Genomic DNA, 19088 nt, shown 5'->3' on the forward strand with positions numbered 1-19088 from the left:
AACATAAAATGAATATGATGATTTGCAATATATATGATGGAGTATTGAGGGTTTCTGGTAGATATTTAATCTTGTATATCGTTGTATTTAAAAACATTTCAAACACAAAGAATACAACTACAAAGATGTAGCAAATATTGAAAATGGCAACTAAGTTGTATGCCGATTTGAGTACCAGGCCTGTCATCGATTGTTCACTTGAATCAATCTCACCCGTTTTTGGAATTTTAAAAAGCACAACGCATTCCAGTTTTAAGAGTGTATCTATTATACTTTTAGAATACCTTTTATCAACTATAAAACTTTGTTATTAAAATAAAAAAATGGCCTTTTAAGACCATTTTAAAACACCCTACCCTCCTTTTAAGACTAGCCGTTGTGCTTATCTTTAGAATCACGGTAAGTAGAGATATGGTAGAAGAAAAAGCACGATAAAAGTGAGAAAAGCACCACCCCGAACGTGTTCCAAAATCTGCTATTTGATAGTTCAGAAATACGTTTATTGATTTCTGAGATAACACATGGATTCGCTTTTGCAACTTCAACATTTACATTGCAGACTTCAGCATATTGGAATAGGAATGTTTTATGGCCAATATCATACATTTCTTGGATCTGGTTAATATTGGTCGTATTCAGAAGAACCATAACAAGAGAGATCAGTGCTACAAATATAGAGATAACAAGAAAGCACTTCACAATGATTTCACGAGCCACATCATCAACACCACTTAAATATCTTTCGAGCAATATATTTAGCTTAGTTCGACCATCAAGGATAATGTTATAGTCATGTTTTACTTCATTATTTCCTGTATGGTTTTGATTTGTTGGTTCAACAGGAATGTCAGATAATTCGGCTGGTAAAGTGACTGCAATTACATCTTTTTGTTCTTCAGGTGCTAAACTTTTATTGCTGCTGTTTGATACAAAATCTTTTAATAAGGGTACTGGCTCACTTTTAAGGTGTTCTGTTTTTACAACCTCGTGAGCCGACTCATTTGCATCGAATAAGATCTTGTCTGTTCTTTCTGGATGCTTGAGATGTATATATTGATAAATAAAATAATTGATCTTTTGCTGTAAGACCGGGCTTTTATCAACTTCACTTTCCACATCTGCACCAAAAGTCTCAGTTATAGATGATTTTAATTCTTGTACTTCGGATTGATTCAGCAATTGATATAGTTCATATATTGTTTTAGAACTGATCATGATAAAACCCACATTAATATTCATTAAACTGTTAGTAGTATATAGAATGTGGTTTTAAAATAAATAGGTATGTTTTAAGAATAAAAAAAACCGCCTTTTAAGGACGGTTTTAAAAGGGGGTTTAATTAGTATAAACAGTTGCCGTTTGCACCAATAGAGCGTCCATTCTGGCTTAAATACCGTTGTACGGTGTTAGCAACATCTCTTGGGAGTTGATTATTCACTTTTTGTATAACATCGACTTTGTATTTATTCTGACAACTCACAATACCAGCCAACATGTTATTGATCAGTGATGTATTGTCTTTACCATCCAATTTACGTGTTTCTTCGTTTATCACTATGAATTGAACAATATTTAGATAGTTATTCGTGAGGTTGTCACCACTTTTTGATGACTTGTTTAGATTCTCAATGGTCGAATTCAAGTTATTCATTCGTGCTTCAAGGCCAGAATCACCAGTGACATTTGCATTATTGTTTTGGTAACGCGTAGCTGTGGTGTTCCGATTAGAATTATATTGTCTTTGCTGTATCGGCTGTTGCTGAACCTGAACTGGTGCTTGCTGTTGAATTTGACCAGGTGCTTGCTGTTGTTGAGCTGGCACTTGCTGAGTTGAATCTTCATTTGAAGTTGCTTTTTTATACCAATCACTAAAATCGGCATTTGCACTACTACTCAATATAGTAGCCGTAAAAATTGCACATAAATAAAGTTTATTATTCATTGTCTGAACTCTCTTTACCGTTGTAGTTCGCTGGACTAATAGCTTTTAAACTGAACTCATTTGCAAGTTTCCACAACCGCATAAATGTCTTTTGCTTTTCTTGTACCCAATAGTCCTTATCTTTTTTTAGAAGATTCTTTAATACATCTGAGTTCAAGTGGAAATTATCATCAAAAAAATGTTCAAACAGGAGTTCTGTTAAATAGTTTTGAGTTAACGTTTTTTTATTTTCATTACCCGTACCAAAGAATATTTGGCAAAGCTTTGTGCTTTCACACACGAGATCTATGTATTTTTTCTCGTCTGCATTTCGCTGGTGGCGCAAATGAGGATGTGTAATAAAAATAGAATTACGTATGAAAGCATAATCAATAATTACAGTAGCTTCCGTTTTCTTTGAAATGTACTCAGCGTTTGTAAGAATTTCACAAGTGGTAACATCAACTTTGTCGCGAATATTAATGAATTCGCTTGAGAAAGTAGATGCACTTTTGTTTTCGATCTCAACTTTCTTATCACGATTTCTCAGATAAAGTAAATTATCTGCTTGCTTCATATCGTTTAGGAATCTTTCAAAGAAGTGATTACTTTTATATAGATCTTCTAGAGCTCGCGTAACATAAGACGCAACCAAATTAAGATTTTTAGCTAAATATGATGGTCCATTCTTAGTTGTATAAGCAGCTAAACGATCCTTAACAAGTTCTATTACTTTTTCAGGTTCACCATTATTCAATCGAATTGCTGAAGTGAAGAGCGCATTACTGATTTTAAGCTCATTGCCCTGTTCATCCTGAACCTTTGCACACATTTCATTTAATGTATTAAGCGCTTTACGATAGTTGGACTTCAACTGAATCTGAAAACGATAATTGCAAAAATTGTCACGATCTGGTGTACGCTTATTGCATGGTTCATACTTAACAGAAATAAATAATTCAATAGATGGATTGTTATTCAGTCTTTCTAATGAAACAAGAAGTCGTTTACGGTAAAAATCACTTGCTTTGTATTTAAATTCTACTGAAAACTCGGTTAATGCTTTGAAGTCAATGTAAGGAATAACCACTTCGCCACGAAACTCATTGATCTTCATCAAGTTATACATATAAAGATCAAAACGGTCCTTAAATCCAAGAACCGTTAAAGTGTCGAGAACTGTGTAGCGCCCCTTTTTATCAAAATCTAATTCAGATAGATTGGCAATCAACGTTTCTTCAAGCTGATAGCAAATAAACGCATTGTTATCTAATTCAAAATAGCCCGTACTGGCAAACATTCTTTTATGAGTTACGCTGTCTACGTCATTTCTTGAAAATGGTTCGCTGTCCATTTGGCGTAAAGAGCTCATTGGTAGCATCACTTTACCAACACTATTTAGCGTATTCCATGCCAAAGATTTGATACGGCCATTGCTAAGGTAATTAGCTTTATTTTTGAATAAAAGAATTTGACGGATGTATTCAAAATTCAGAACAAAGTTGTTCGCTAGTTGTAATGCTTCAATTTGGGATAATTCAGGTTTTTCAGCGATAACGCGCTGCAGCTGATGTGCATACTTATTTTTGGCATTCACCAACATTAAGTAAAAAATGAATTGATCAACAACTGGAATATCTAGATAACATTCGACTATGAAATTACTGATTTTGTTGCCGTAACCCAAGAGATCCATGGTTTTTGTTTCGGCATTAATAATTGAGTCTTTGATTGACTGCGATAGTCCAAAAATTTCATCTTCTGAAATTCCTTTACTTATGCAGACTTGTGAAGAATCTTGCATAACTGCTCCACTTTAGACAACGTACAACGTACATTGCCTGAGATTGAATTAAAAAATAAAAATAAAAATATATTTGCAACCCAACTAACGTTGTAGTCTTTTCGCTTTAAAGCTGTGTATATACTAACTAAATTTTAGACAATAAAAAAGCCTCGTCAGAGGCTTAATTACGCAATTAACATTATTTGTTGACCGATCTGCGGTAACTCTAGTTTAGAAGTAGTGAACCTGTATGGTAGCTTCTCATATATGCTTTTAAAACTAAGAGAATTTCTAAAAAAATCAAAGCTTTTAGTGAGTTTAAAAGTAATATCGCCACTTGATAAGATTTGAATTTCGTCAATCATAGGTGCTGCAGCTTGCTTCGCATCTGTATCAATCATAAATGATAAATCACAAGCTTCACGCATGATCTGGTTGATAGTTTTCTTATTAAAATCTAGACCTGTAACGTGGTTAACTTTTTCAGCTGATACAACGTATCTACCGTCTTCTGCAGAATAAAATGCATTTAAATTATCAACTAGAATAAGCAATTCGGCAGATAAAACACCTTTTAGCAAAATATCAGACGAGCCAGAGCTAAACACATTGAAGTCAATGAGTATTTTTTGATGTCTAAGACTAAATGATTGATATTGCATATCTCGAATTCCCATAGGCATTCTGAGTAGACATTATAGCATCAATTCGTTAATTAGACTACGATTAAAAGCATTTTTAACAGTAATTTCTTAATAAATAAGACTATGAAAAACAGTGCCTTATATGAGTAATATTCACAATTACAATGTAAGTTAACCAATGTAATACTTGATCAAATAAATATGTGCTCAAGATAGGCACCCAGCGAAACTTTTTTATAAATGGTTTGTAAACTTTCTTCCGTCCTAATGACGTAAGTTATTGTTTTATAGTGGTGCCAAAATACGAGCGAAACTTTTTTATAAATGGGTTGTAAACTTTCTTCCGTCCTAATGATGTAAGTTGTTGATTTATAGTGCTGGCAAATTTCGAGCGAAACTTTTTTATAAATGGGTTGTAAACTTTCTTCCGTCCTAATGATGTAAGTTGTTGATTTATAGTGCTGGCAAATTTCGAGCGAAAGTTTTTTATAAATGGGTTGTAAACTTTCTTCCGTCCTAATGATGTAAGTTGTTGATTTATATTGCTGGCAAATTTCGAGCGAAAGTTTTTTATAAGTGGGTGTAAACTTTCTTCCGTCCTAATGATGTAAGTTGTTGATTTATAGTGGTGCCAAAATACGAGCGAAAGTTTTTTATAAATGGGTTGTAAACTTTCTTCCGTCCTAATAGCGTAAGTTATTGATTTTACTTTTTTGTCCAGATCCAATAGCTCAACTATCATAGATAGTATGTTTAGTATGTTTTAAGGTTAGGTTATAACTTTTTGGCTGTACCTAACTTCCAGCGAAAGTTTTTTATAAATGGGTTGTAAACTTTCTTCCGTCCTAATGACGTAAGTTATTGATTTATAGTTGTGTCAAAATACGAGCGAAAGTTTTTTATAAGTGGATGTAAACTTTCTTCCGTCCTAATGGCGTAACTCATTGATTTTCTGTTATAGTCTGAACTCAGCGAAAGTTTTTTATAAATGGGTTGTAAACTTTCTTCCGTCCTAATGGCGTAAGTTATTGATTTGTCGTAAAACAAGCTAAATAGCGATCGTTGGGTCATATATAAGGGCTATTCCTCATAAAATCTGAAAGTCTTTATTATCAAGGCTCTCAGGAAATTGGAGAAGTTATCCGCAACGTTTTGAATTTAATTTGCGCTCAAATGAATTTAATTTGCGCTGGAAGTATTTTTTATTCTATTTAATTTTATTATAAACAGCGACTTACAACACTTGCTAGTTTGCAAATTTCCAATATTGCAAAAAGCTAAAAAATGAACAATATTTTACTCATATTTTTAAATTCATTCTAATATACAAGAACTTAATTTGTGGATAGAATTTAATAGGAAAGTGGATAAAAACATCAAAAACCAGCTAAAAACGCCTTATTTTCTAAAAATTCAAATTCAATTTGCGCTCAAATGAATTTGATTTTCGCTCGTACCATTTGTGTTTTTCCGTACTAATCCTGTAATATCATGAAAAATAAGCATAAAAAATGTCCCTAATTAACTTCCCTTAATTAGAAAGATAATAAACAAAAAATTTCTTTTTAAAAATTTACTCTTAAACTTTTTAATATATTTTTTAATTTTTTATTTGCCTCCTTAGTATATACCAATGAGGTTTTGTAGTATTTTATAAATAGCTTGAGTCAATGACCAGCAATCAAAAATATAAAGCGTGGAATTTAAGAAATGAGTAAAAGTGATAATACGATTAAACGTATCGTCATGACTGTAGATCAATTTTACAAACATGATGAACAAGACGAGCTGTATTCATACGGCTTTGATATGTCTACCAATGAACCAGTTCGCATACGAATGAGTTCATCTGAAGAATTCACGAAGATCATTAATAAACTCAACAAGCATCATACTGAGAATGTTTCAGTAGATGAAGTCCACGCAAAATTTGATTCTGGACGTAACCAACGTACTTCATTAGACACACATAATCGCGGTGCTAACCGTGGTCGAATTATCTGTTTTGACAAATGTGTTGACTCACCCTACGAATCTCTTGACGGTTATAAAACTTATGTTGCTCAGTGGTGCAACGTAATGAGTAACAACCCGAATTCACAATTAATCAAAGCAGTCACTTCTATCAATGTGCATCAACAAAAAAACGGCGATTTCTTTGTTAAAGCTCAAATCATTGAAGATGCAGCACATATGCAAGTGCCCAATGTAAAAATTAATTCTCCAGCACTTCATAACGCTATTATTAAAAATAATTTACAGCTTCTTGTTAAATCTTTATCGAATAGTACTGACAACCAACCTGAGCGCATTCCATTTTCAAAAATTGTTGTGCGCTATGAGTCTGGTTCTGTATTAACTACAATCCCATTGATTCCAACCTATGACAGTGCTGATCGTGAAAGTGTTAAGCAATTCGCTAAGCCAGATCCGTTGATGCAACGTGGCGGTATTGATAAAACTAAAAAGTCTTATCGGGTTGCTAAAGATCCGATTGAAAGTATCAAAGATATTTTGAACGGCAATGACTTTCACACCGCAACTTTTGATCCAAATTTTGTACCATCCAACCAGCATGAAAAAGACCAGTTCGATAAACAGGCTCAGAACGTTTATGTTATGGACCAGGCCCGTATTGCCCTGTTTGCATTACTTGGCGATCGACAAATTAAAGTGTTCTACAATGAAGATGTAGACAAAGAAAAAAATCAAAATTTAAAACGTCTTTACGCTGGCTTGGTGAGTCAAAAATTACTGCCTGAGGTTTATCATGGCCAACAACTACAACTAGGTGCGCTTTACAAAGACACGTTCTTAAAGAAATTTTTCAACAATAAAACGCCTCACGCTGGTTTTCGCAAGGTAGATCCAGAAATAGATTTACGTACTGGTGAGGGTGTTCGTGGTGTTGGTGCACCTCCCCTAGTGAATCAATTTACCGATGACTACGGCAATCCAAAACCGCACGACTTAAATCCTCAATTTTTAAGTCAAGTTGATCGTCAGACCATGAATAAATTGACGCATGCAAAACAGCAATTTGCTGAAGCGTTTATTGTTATTCAACCACACCAACGGAACTCGAATAATTGTTTTGTCTCGTTTATCGAGCCTGTTGAACTTACTCAAACCCGTATGAATGCGTTGAACTTTTCAGAAATTACGGTAGAGCATGTACAGCAACATAAAGCTTCAATCGATAGTCCGTTATCTAAGAACTTCAACCACGATCTTTTACCTGATCCACAAGAGTTAATGATGAAAGTCAGACAGCCAGAAATGGATGTTAAGAAAAGCCAAGAAAAGGCTGCGACTTCTGATGTCTATAACGACATGACTTTTTAATCAAATTTAATAATTCTTCTTCAGGTTCGCTATGACTACTCATGATTTAAACGAAAAAATTAAATGGATCGACTTATCACAAGCTGGTGTATATCTCGATGTACGGCGTGTTGGCCAGACGGATAGCCAATTACTCTTATTGGACGTTCAAAAAAAACTATCTAAAGAAAATTTGAATAACATTGGTTTTACACCGATGAAGTTTGAGGCTTATCCTCACTTTGACGGTCACTTGTATCAATACAATTTGAATGAAACGATCAAACCAAGACTGTTTCATGAAGTTTTGGGTATTCCAAAAGAATTTATCCGTAGTGTGCTTGCGACTCGCCAAGAATTGCATGATTTGTTCAATGCCCAAGCAAAAACATTGGTGCCACAACGATTGAACGTTGCGTTGAATAGTGCAACTCCACTCGGTTATAACTCTGATGGCAACAAAATCTATGCTTCAGCTCATAACCGTTTTTACGTGAATGCCCAAGGTACGCAAATACCTGAAGGTCCTAATGATCAGCCGTCTAGTCTGTACTTACGTGCGACCAAGCAAAAAGATTTAAAAGAATGCTTAAGAGGCTATATCTATCAATTAGAACATGAAACAAAGAGCCATAATCACCAGGACTTTTTAAAGTTTTTAGCTCTAATCACGCAAGCCAAAAATGCTGACGTTGATGTATCCAAGGTAACAGATAAACAGATCCATACTGCAGAAGAAGCGCTTGAAACAGTGATGGTCGAAAAGTTAGGTGAGCTTGATTTTACTGAGAGCTCATTTAAAACGAGTTTAGCGTTATACAATCGCATGCCGACTAAGACCATGCGAAACAATACGATTCGTATGTTACAGCAATATTCGACTCCAATCCCGATGTCACTTGTGGCTCAGCGCTTATTGATTGAGGGTGATAACCGAACAAAACAAAACTTTTCCGTGCTCGAGCCAACTGTGGGTAATGGATCTTTAATCGGTTTATTAACCCAAGAGCGTAATGCTTCTGTCTATGCGGTTGAGTTAGATCCCAAACGTGCTGAACGTACAAAAGCACTGACTCAAAATTATGAATGCACGGTTGTTACTGCAGATGCTACACAAATTGATTTTGAGCAAACGTTTAAGCAAAAAGTTGACTATGTGATTGCCAACCCTCCTTTTGGTGCTATGGATAAACTAGAACGTGTTGCACCAATTTTGGTTCAACAGCGTAACGGCGTAGATCCATCAGAAAACGTCTGGTTCAGTACGGATAAATTGGACCATGCCATTCTGGTTAAATCACTAAACGCACGAAACGATCAAGGGCGTTCAGTTTTCATTATTGGCTCAGATAAACAGATTTCAGATGGTACGGTTGAGCGTAAATCAAAGAATTTACTTAATTATCTCTATAAGCATTATGAAGTTGAGGCGGTTGTAGAAATCCACGGCAATGCATATGCACGAAACGGCGCTAATCAAAATGTTCGTATGTTAGTGGTAGGCAATCGTAAAAACGAACAAGCGTTACTACAAACTTACCAATCTTCTGTGGTACCAGATAAGTTGAAAGTCATTACGGACTATGACGAACTTTGGGGATGGGCTAATAACGTAATCTATAATCGTTTGAATCCGAATAAGGATCTATACTTCAAGCCAACTACTCCGACTCCAGTTGAGCAACAAGCACAACAAGCACCAGTGGTTGAACCTGTTGTTGAGGTTAAGCCTGTTGAAAAAGAAAATGACGATTTGTTTGCCAGTCTAGGTGATGAACAGCCTGTTTCGCCACTTGAAGATATTGCATCAAGTGTAACGCCTACGTCTGCAGTCACTATGTTTGATGAAGTCGTGGTCGCTAAAGAAGAAGAGATTAAGCAAGAGGAAGCTGTCAAACCAAAACCGATGTTTGGTCGTAAACCTAAATCAAAACCGAATAAAGTTTCTTTTGACTTCGGAACCGTTGAAGTTAGTACGCAAACAACCAGTTCAGATGATGATGTACCTACACCAACTGAAGCTACACCAATGTTTGAAAATGAAAATGACAATGATTTCGTGCCTGAGGTAAAGAATCCGCACGAGAACCAAAATCTGGATGAAGACCTTGACGATGACGTTAATCTTCAAGTAGGTGATACCACGGCGACCAATGAGGGTGAAACACCTGAACAAACACCAGCTGAAGAACCAGCGGTAGAGCAAGTAAAACAGGAACCGGGTTTAACTGCTGAAGAGATTGCTAAGTTAAATTCTGAATTAGCGATCGGTACTGAGCAAAAAGAAGAACCGACTGTTGAATCTGACCAATCAAATTTACAGCCGATTGTTCCTGTTCCTAATGCTGAAAACACAACAGAACCAACTCCGGAAAATATATACCAAGTTAAGTATATACCGATGTCTATGGCATCTGAGCCAATTGCTTTAGTGGCTAAAAACCAGATTAAAGCGATTAATCAGGCAAATGCTCAATTGACTACACACATCCAAAATGTATTAGGTTTTGGGGGTATCAATTTCCAAGCTGAAGTCGATAATGGTAACTACCCTACTCTTGTTGATGCCTATGTCGCTAAGAAATTGCAATATGACAATTTTGATGCACTAAAGTCCGCTTTTGCATGTGAACAGGTCGATGCGGTTGCCCATATCATTTTACGTTTTGACCAAAACTTACCTGTGCTTATTGGCGACCAGACGGGTTTAGGTAAAGGTCGTATTGCAGCTGCGTGTTTACGATATAGTGCGTTAAGAGGAAAGCCCCCTGTTTTCCTTACAGATACAACGCAACTCTTGAACGACATTTGGCGTGATATTGTTGCTACAGACAGTGACAAGTTCTTTAAAGATCCGTTTATCTTTAACTCGGATGCTGTGATTAACCGCTTTGGTACTGAAGAGGTTTTATTCACTGGCCAAGATCTACCTAAGGAAATTGAAGATATTCCAGCGCAACATGACTTGGTATTGGCAACGTATAGCCAATTTAACCGACCAAACCGGAAACGTGCGTTATTGACTCGTTTTATTAATCAAGACACTGTTTTGGTGATGGATGAAACGCACCGTGCAGCATCCTTGAAATCAGCTACAAGTCAATTTTTCTTAGATGTTATTGATCAGACCAATCTAATTAATTTCCAGTCTGCATCGGCAATTAAGAAACCTGAAAATCTTGAATTCTTCCATAAATTGTTCCCTCGATCCGTATCTCGTAATGACTTACAAAAGGTTATCGATAATGCAGATGGTCCAATTTTGGAGTTTATTTCTGAAGGTTTGGTAGACAGCTCTGCCATGATTCGTAGAGAGCAAGATCTCTCGCACATTACCATTCAAACCTTTGTGCCAACTGAAGAGGAAATTAAGAAATTTCACAATTACTCAGATGTTCTTTCTGACATCTTGACGGACATGGTGAAATTTTCTAAAGATATTCGCCTCGATGCGCTAGAAAACATTGCCAATGATGATGATGCTGTTGCCAATTTAGACTTTCATCAGGATTCAGACGATCCGAAAAACCGTTTAAGTTTGAGTGTGATGAACTTTGGATCTCGAATGTACCAGATCCAAAAGCAATTCCTATTGGCATTGAAAACTGACTCTACAAGTGATGCTGTGATTCAGGCATTACATGAGGGTAGAAAGCCCGTGATTGGTTTGGAAAATACGGGTGAGAGTCTATTCAACATTTTGATGCAAAGTCGCATGGAAGCGATTTTAAAAGCAGATACGGCGCAAGACGTTACCGCTGATTCGCCTGAAAAAGAAAAAGCGTTTAATAACTTCAAGTCGGTATCGTCAGAAATTGAATTTCTTGAAAATGAGCTTCAAAAACTCATGATCAAAGAAAACCGTGACGCTGGCGATGAAAAAGCAGCGAAAAATATTCAAAAGGAATTGACTAAGCTTGAATATAAGCGCGGTAGCTATCTGCAAAGTCAAATTTCTGTTTTAGATGAACTCCCACAATTCCGTGACTTGCTTGAAGTGATGTTAGATCGCATCGATGTGGTGAAAGCTGAAGATAACTACGGTAACTCGTTCGTTAAGAAGCTCAGTACGGAAGTGACATTTAATGAAAACGGCGATCCAGTGGTAAGTCCGTATAAAATCATTTTGGATCGTATCAAAGAAAAGATTCAAAAGTTCCCTGACCTACCTTTGATGCCTTTGGACGTACTACGTAACAAGGTGACAAAAGCTGGCTTCAAGATTGATGAAATCTCTGGCCGTCAGATCCACTTAACGGAAACAAGAGACGGCAAATGGAAGGTTAATAAACAAGAGAACAATACGACACAAGGTAAGATTTTGGTTCAATCAAAATTCCAATCTGGTGAAATCGATGTTGTTATTGTGACTCGCTCTGGTTGTACGGGTATTTCTCTACATGCAGCCAAAAACCCTGATCCTACAATTCCATCGGATCACTTGCGCCAACGTGAGTTGTTTTTCTTGCAAAAACCTGAGAACTCTACCGATACGATTCAGATGATCGGTCGTGTGGGTCGCCGTGGTGAAGAATCACATCCGATTATGACGACAGTAGATTCGGGTATTCCAGCAGAAACACGTATGCACTTAATGATGATGCGTAAACTGTCTACCCTATCAGCGAACGTCTCTGCCAACTCAGAAACCAAGTTTAACGAAAACGATTATCCTGACATGCTCAACTACATTGGCAACCGGGTAGCGTTGGACTATTTAAAAAATAACGTAAACTTGGCGAACACACTTGATATTGATATTTCGGATGATGAAAAAGGACCATCATATCGCACGGCGCAAAACTATCATGTGAACCAGTTGCTATCTAAACTGATTTTGATGCCGATTAGTCAGCAAGAACAGGTTTATCAAGACTTGGTTGTTGACTATAACGATAAGATCCGTGAATTAGACTTGTTGGGTCGTAACCCTCTCAAGACCAACTTTTTAGACTGGAAAGCTAAAAAAGTCCGTGAGTTTGAAGTGAAGGACAACTTCTTTACCGTGACTTCAGAAACAGAAGCAGCCAAGATCAATACCTTTGATCTACCTGTGCGTTTTGAAGGTCTGCAATACATTGAACATGTTGAGCCATTACGTGCTGACAATCTAAAACTCATGTTCAAAGAAAGTGATGATTATCTGGTGCGTCAATTTAAACGTATCAATGAAAACATCAATGAAACGGTACACGGACTACTACACTATGCCTATAACTTTGAGGCATTGATGTACCAAAAATATGAAGGCTTTGCTAAGCAAAAGTTATTTTTCAAAAATGGGCAAATGCGTGGTGAAGTGATTCGTGATTATCGACACGAAGTATTTGATCATTTCGGTGTTGTTGAAGCCAATGTAAAACACATTGATGATATTCAATTTCGTAAACCTGATGATCACTCTGCAGATGCTTTTGAAAAAGTAGCTGAAGCGGTTTATCTTGCCAATGATCCTATTTTGACCTCTAACTTTGATCGCATGTATCGAATTGTTCAGGATCTAAAATTCTTGGCTCGTTCTATGGAAAGGAACGAAAAAGAAGGTCATTCAGCGCATGGGTTATTGTTCCTTATCTCAAAACCTAGTCTTTTTGATGATGAAGTGACGCCAGATCACAAAACAGGTGCTTTGCTACGTCTAGACCTACCGCCGTTACGTGTAGGTGCAATCACACCGAATGCGGTTAAGCTTGATTTGGTTTACCCTGGTGATAAGAAGTCGTTTAAAGTTCCACTGATCAATTACACCATGCAAAATGCCAAGCAAGACTTGGATTGGGTAGCTCCAGTGAGTGAAAAAGGACGTATTATCCTAAAACGCTTCAATCCTGAATTTTATTCTTATGCTGATGTGAATAGACGTCATGTTGAGGATCGTCAACCCTTGGTGAACTTATTTACTGAACAAAACAATTATTCCCGTTATACGCGTACCTATTTTGAGAAAGCGCCGTCTGGTGATGTCACACGACAAGCGATTACCTTAACGGGCAATATGTTCAAGGCACATAAGATTGTCAGCTCACTAGATCTACGACATTCAACCGTTATATTTACCGATGCTGATGGTATGCGTAACCGTGCGTTATTATTGCCATCAAATACACCAACTGACTTGTTTGAAAGCTCTCTTGAAAACCAAGTGACGTTTAAGCAAGTTAAAGAGATTGCGAACTTCTTTAATCAATTGCCTGTAAACATTGATTTCAACCGCAATAACTATGTGGGTACTAAGGTTAATTTCCCGTACAAGAAAGCAAGTATTGAGTTCTACTACAACGGGTCAGACTGCTTTAATGTGACGGTGAAATCTGTTGCAAAACAGTTCAATCGCTTTATGTCGAATACCAACGTATTCCATGATCCTAAAGGCGGTAAAACAGATGAATCGTTGAACATCCACTTTACTGAGCCAGGCCGTAATGAGTTTAGATTTGCGCTTGATCTCAAGGATGTTGAACGCTTTGTTGACGAGCTGGACAGTACAACCAAAATTGAAGCTGCCTTTTTGGATTTAAAATCTAAGCTTCCTGATGGTAATGATTACTTTTTAAATGAAATTAACCGTATGCTTAATCCTCCAGAAGAGCCAGCTTATAAGGCTGAGTTACCTAAGGGTAAAACCTTAGATAACGATCAAGAAATCCAGCAATTATCTTTCTAAAACCCTCCCTTAAAAGGTATATACCAGACCATACGTGAATAACAATTACGTGTGGTCTAGTTCGTATATACCATGTATCATATCCGTGACGATCACATTGACGTTTTAAAAAACAAATACAGGTATTTTATGTGCAACTCTAATCCCTTAGAGGAATCTTCTAATAACTCAGATTTAGTGGATTTTGACAGTGAATTAGACATCACAACTGGTTTTAATTCTGACTTTAAAGAAGACTTTATTTGGAATGTTGATACAGATTCTAAAAAGGACTCTTAAAACCAGGAAGGCCACCTGTCATAAGGATCAAATATGGACCAAAGCCCTAAACAAGATAATTTTGACGAGCAAACACTTGATCAACTGCAAGACGGCCAATCATTAACTTTCAATGAGGGCCTGGAACAGTGGGATGATTTAAGTTTGGACGGCGTGGAATTTCAATCCATCCAGCCTACGCCACAACAAAACAATGTTGCACAAGATCAATCGCAACAATACCAGTCTGAACCATATCCCAATGATCCCCTATCTGAACCTCCATTAATGGAAGAACCGCCAGTCATGCAAGATGATGGGTATCAAAATAATCAGTATGATCAGTATGAACAATATGATCAGCCTATGGGCGGTAACTCTGTACCTCCTGGGCACCCAGATTATGATTACGCTCCCCCTCTTGAAGATACTCGGTTGAACGATGATGAACCGATGTTTTTTGACGAAGGTGATTATGAGCGTAGTAGTTACCCGAATTACGAGAATGAACGGTCCATCATTCCTGAAAACACGTTTGATCTTTCCGCTGTCACTGTCAATGATTTAGCTGAACTTGATCCTGTTCTGATTGGTAAAGTATTTGATGCACTTGAGCAAAGAGAGCCAGCCAGTCAATTAGAATTCTTTGCAGACATCGGGCTTGATCTGCAGAATGATGATGATCTTAAGTTTATTGCGGCTCTGAATAAAATCCAGACTAAAAACGCACTGGACCAAGGATTAGGCAATATTGCTGAAAATAACAGTTCATTGCCAGTTGAAGACCGTGTTTATACAACTGCAGACTCTAAATTATACCTATCAGACAATGATCCTGATTTCCTCCTTTCCAAAGAAGAGAATCCATTTGAAGCCGTTCAAGTGGCTGAAAAAACCCTCTTTAACTTTGAGACAAAATCTTTTATCACTCAGCCCTACTATGGTTTAAGCCTGAAGGGTGCAACTAAAGAAAATGCCCTCAACTTCCTGAGTAATCGTCAATTCGCGATTGAAGGCCTGATTAACCAAAACCAAGTCGTGCGTGAAGCAAAACAGCAGATCTACAACGAAGTTACGGGTGCACCGAATACCTATTTTTCAGGTGAATTAACCGATAAAAACCAAATTAACGCATTGATGCGCCAAGTGCGTGACTTTTGCTTAATTCGTGGGATTGAAGCTGAAGAACTTGGCTTAGTGCCAAAATCTATCGTCATGGATCAATGGCGTGTGAATAGCGACCATACAGCTGCTCGACTTGAACAACTTGAGATTCACTATCTTGAATTCAATACGGACACGTTAACCAAGGAAGTAATTCAGTTATTAGAAACCCGTGAACATAGCGACCAGTTACAAGCTGCTCTACTTTTGAAAGAACATAAAGAAAATCAGAAGACTAAAGAGACAGTAAAGGAAGATGTTGAATCAGCTGATCCGAATGCACCAAAAGGTACACCAAAGAGCACATTAAACATTGCTGGTGGTCCACAAGACAAAGCAAGTTTGGCTGCAAGTAGCGTTGCCTCTAAAAGCTTTAAGGATATGCGAAATGAGGAAGGTAACGAACGTCCTCCTTTAGCGCGTGAAAATAGCCACGGCCATCCACGAACGGTCGCTGATGAACTCGCTGCGCTCAGTGCAAAAATGATTGCAGTCATGATTGAACTGGTTAAGAAAACAATCAAGTTGATCATTGCAGCGATTATGGCCATGTTCAACAAGAACAAAAGCCTTGATAACCTGAAAAACATTTGGGATAAACCAATCAATCCTGATGTTACCGTTAAAAGTAACCATCCAGACGCACAACAACCCGAACAGCTTGCCAATACAGCCGATAAATCAAAATTGACTGAACTTGGTAAGAATGCCGATATTTTAAAACCGATCTCTAAAGAGCAAATGTTGCCTCTTTTAAACGATCCATATACCACTCAACTGAATAAAGACCGTGACGGCGTTACCTTAGAAGAATTCGATCTAAATGTCGGTAAAGTCTATGCCATTGACGGTGAACAATACATCGTGATTGATGTAGTCGGTAAGGATTCTGTCGAAGGTGTTGAATCCTCTACCCCATTTATCAAACTAGTTAAAGAAGCAGATTTACCGCCTCAAGTGGAAGGTAGCGATGCACCTACCCCGATTACGCCGTTCTATTTAGAAGCGATTGAAGACAAAGTAACGTTTCTCTCAATTGAAGAACTGCATGAAGGCATTAAGTCTGAAAAGATCCATGAGTTTGAAGGTCGCTTTTTTGAACCCATTTGTTCTCAGTACTTAGAACAAGCACGTATGTTCCTTGGTGCCGAATATCCATTAGGGCAAGATCCAGAACAAATGACTGAAGAAGCCAAAGCTTCATACAAAGATCAGTTTATTCAACGTGCCTATCAATCAGGTCAAATAATTTCGGATCAAGTAAAGAAAGTCAAATCTAAACTTTCAAACCTTTTGGGTAAGTTTAAAGGCAATACTGCAGAACAGTCGGCAACTCAATCAGCACCGCAAAGCCAAGACCAAAACAATGACGGTAAACCAATGAACCCTTATGACAGTATTTATGTTGATCATGATTCTGACTTAGAAGCATTCTTTAAAGACCGTCACAACAATGTTTCTTATGCTGAAATTGAACAGTTTGTCGGTATGGTTTATGAAGATGAAACAACCCAAACCAATATGGTTGTTTTGGATATAGCTTCCGATAATCTGGATAAACGTGCGATCGTTGTGCCTCTTTCGGTGATTGAAGATCTCGAAAATATCACTGAACAAGATGTGCTTTATCTTAAAGACATCGTGAATGAATCCTCTACCGTTCCACTGTATGAGCTGGAGTCTGTCGAGCCGATAGACGAGTTAAATGCGCTTGGTAAATTTTCAAGTGAATATTTAGACAAGCTCAAAGCCGCTACCATCAACAATACTGCAGAACAGACTAATACTTATGCCAGATCTGCCGAACGTGAACTTGAACTTTCAAAAATGATTTTGGAAGGCAAGCTCAGTGTTGTAGGTGCCATGGTGAAAACGGATTACGGTCAATTCGTGGTACTGACTTCAGATTCGGAAGGTCATAAATCAATTGCACCCGAATACAACGCCGTGGCCATTACTAACCTTGATCGTCAAATTACCACGGAAGATATTATTAATGCCGGTATTACAACGATACCGCGTAAAGATATTTTAGAGTGGAATACTGTCACGGCGCTCAATGAAGAATCTGCCAATCAGGTGACTTATTTAGATCCTGAAGTTTACCAGGCAGTAAGTAATGCAATTCATCAAAATCGCGAAAAAGAATTGATTCAAACTTTGAGTACGTTACAACCCTCTGCAGCACTCAATAGCATCGGTTCAAAAATCATTACGCAAGATGGCAATACATATATTGGTCTATGCGCCAAAGATGATGGCAAATCAGGCGAGTACTACGCCGTAAAAGCTCCAGATAATCAACTCTCCCCGATTGGCGCAAGCTATATCAATGATGTTGGTGTTGAAGTCATTAGCCGTAGTCAAATTGCTGAATTTCAGAATGCGGAAAATAATCAGCAACAACTAATCAGCCATGATGTGTTTGTTACATTGCTAAATGCAGTCAATAACAGCAATGAACAAGAAGTACTTCACCTCTTCTCTAACTTGGACCAGGTGAAACAACAAATTAAAGATTCGTTATTCAGCGAAAAGGAAAGTGAAAAAGTGATTGAACAAAATCAATTTATTGAACAACTGAAAAACAATAACCTTGTGAAAGCCGATCACATTAACGCGCTTAATCAAATTGCTGATCAGATTCAAAATACGCAACTGAAAAATGTTGTTAAAGGTATGGCCTCAACCGTTGTTGCGCCTGAAAACTCTCAAAACGAGATGTATGTTCAAAGCTTTCTACATCTCAACCAACGCCTAGACACGTTACAACAAGATTTAAAGCTTCAAGCAGCATCAAATCTTATGAATGCTGAATATAAGCAACTTTTTGAATGTATGGATGATCATCTAGTACTACCTACTGCGTATGGTGATGCCAAGTTTGTAAACCTTAATAGTGTTGAGCCTCGTATTGTTGAATTTAGAAACTCGGCTGAAACAGGTCAAATCTTTGACAGCTTCAACGCCGTGATTGCCGAAACAGGAAACGTGGAAATTGCGCTTCAGCACTTAAAGCAAGAGATCTTAACCGATCACTATATCGCTGCGATTCATGAGGATGTGAAGTTACACCGTCTAGAACAGCAAGACATGGAAAAAATCAAAGAAGTGAATCAGATCCTTGAAGCTGATTTTGATAAAACTGGCCTACGCTTAGAAGCGCTCCAAGATGGTTTGAATCTCAATACTAAAAACTACTTAGACCAAGTAAAGCTTGAGAAAAATACGACATCTCAATTTTTGAGTGACCTTGATAAGCATATAGATTTAGAAGTCGCACGTAGAAACGATCATGACAATGATCAAACATTGGGGCGTTAATC

The 19088-nt window shown here is 37.4% G+C and carries 7 protein-coding genes; 3 read left to right on the forward strand and 4 right to left on the reverse strand.

All coding sequences use genetic code 11. The features are described 5' to 3' along the window. Positions 1-369 precede the first annotated feature (369 nt). The 4 genes from ACO1B7_RS16130 to ACO1B7_RS16145 form a co-directional block, all read right to left on the reverse strand. On the reverse strand, positions 370-1215 hold the full coding sequence (locus ACO1B7_RS16130; protein ID WP_024160863.1) for a hypothetical protein: 846 nt from the start codon (positions 1213-1215) through the stop codon (positions 370-372). A 125-nt stretch (positions 1216-1340) separates the two neighbouring features. Next, complete coding sequence (locus ACO1B7_RS16135) at positions 1341-1943, reverse strand: hypothetical protein (protein WP_005005776.1); 603 nt, start codon at positions 1941-1943, stop codon at positions 1341-1343. Next, positions 1936-3726 (reverse strand): hypothetical protein, encoded by a 1791-nt coding sequence (locus ACO1B7_RS16140; RefSeq protein WP_005005779.1) that lies wholly within the window; start codon positions 3724-3726, stop codon positions 1936-1938. Before ACO1B7_RS16140 ends, ACO1B7_RS16135 begins: the two co-directional genes overlap by 8 nt. Before the next feature lie 167 nt (positions 3727-3893). Continuing rightward, the gene (locus tag ACO1B7_RS16145) at positions 3894-4370 is read right to left on the reverse strand and encodes a hypothetical protein (protein ID WP_005005780.1); all 477 of its coding nucleotides are present in this window, start codon (positions 4368-4370) and stop codon (positions 3894-3896) included. Between the two features lie 1692 nt (positions 4371-6062). Between ACO1B7_RS16145 and ACO1B7_RS16150 the strand changes: the two genes are divergently transcribed. From ACO1B7_RS16150 to ACO1B7_RS16160, 3 genes are all read left to right on the forward strand, one after another. Next, entirely contained in the window at positions 6063-7697 is a 1635-nt protein-coding gene (locus tag ACO1B7_RS16150; protein ID WP_423090392.1) for a hypothetical protein, read from the forward strand. Between the two features lie 31 nt (positions 7698-7728). Continuing rightward, positions 7729-14340, forward strand: coding sequence for a strawberry notch C-terminal domain-containing protein (locus ACO1B7_RS16155; protein ID WP_423090393.1), 6612 nt, complete (start codon positions 7729-7731; stop codon positions 14338-14340). A gap of 312 nt (positions 14341-14652) precedes the next feature. Then, the gene (locus ACO1B7_RS16160) at positions 14653-19086 is read left to right on the forward strand and encodes a hypothetical protein (protein WP_423090394.1); all 4434 of its coding nucleotides are present in this window, start codon (positions 14653-14655) and stop codon (positions 19084-19086) included. Positions 19087-19088: the final 2 nt, after the last annotated feature.

This window comes from Acinetobacter lwoffii (assembly GCF_049367455.1).
In the GTDB taxonomy this organism is placed as follows: Bacteria; Pseudomonadota; Gammaproteobacteria; order Pseudomonadales; family Moraxellaceae; genus Acinetobacter; species Acinetobacter lwoffii_W.

Coding starts and splice junctions, on each gene's coding strand:
- ACO1B7_RS16130 (WP_024160863.1), bottom strand. CDS start 1,215: ATGATCAGTTCTAAAACAATATATGAACTATATCAATTGCTGAATCAA.
- ACO1B7_RS16135 (WP_005005776.1), bottom strand. CDS start 1,943: ATGAATAATAAACTTTATTTATGTGCAATTTTTACGGCTACTATATTG.
- ACO1B7_RS16140 (WP_005005779.1), bottom strand. CDS start 3,726: ATGCAAGATTCTTCACAAGTCTGCATAAGTAAAGGAATTTCAGAAGAT.
- ACO1B7_RS16145 (WP_005005780.1), bottom strand. CDS start 4,370: ATGCAATATCAATCATTTAGTCTTAGACATCAAAAAATACTCATTGAC.
- ACO1B7_RS16150 (WP_423090392.1), top strand. CDS start 6,063: ATGAGTAAAAGTGATAATACGATTAAACGTATCGTCATGACTGTAGAT.
- ACO1B7_RS16155 (WP_423090393.1), top strand. CDS start 7,729: ATGACTACTCATGATTTAAACGAAAAAATTAAATGGATCGACTTATCA.
- ACO1B7_RS16160 (WP_423090394.1), top strand. CDS start 14,653: ATGGACCAAAGCCCTAAACAAGATAATTTTGACGAGCAAACACTTGAT.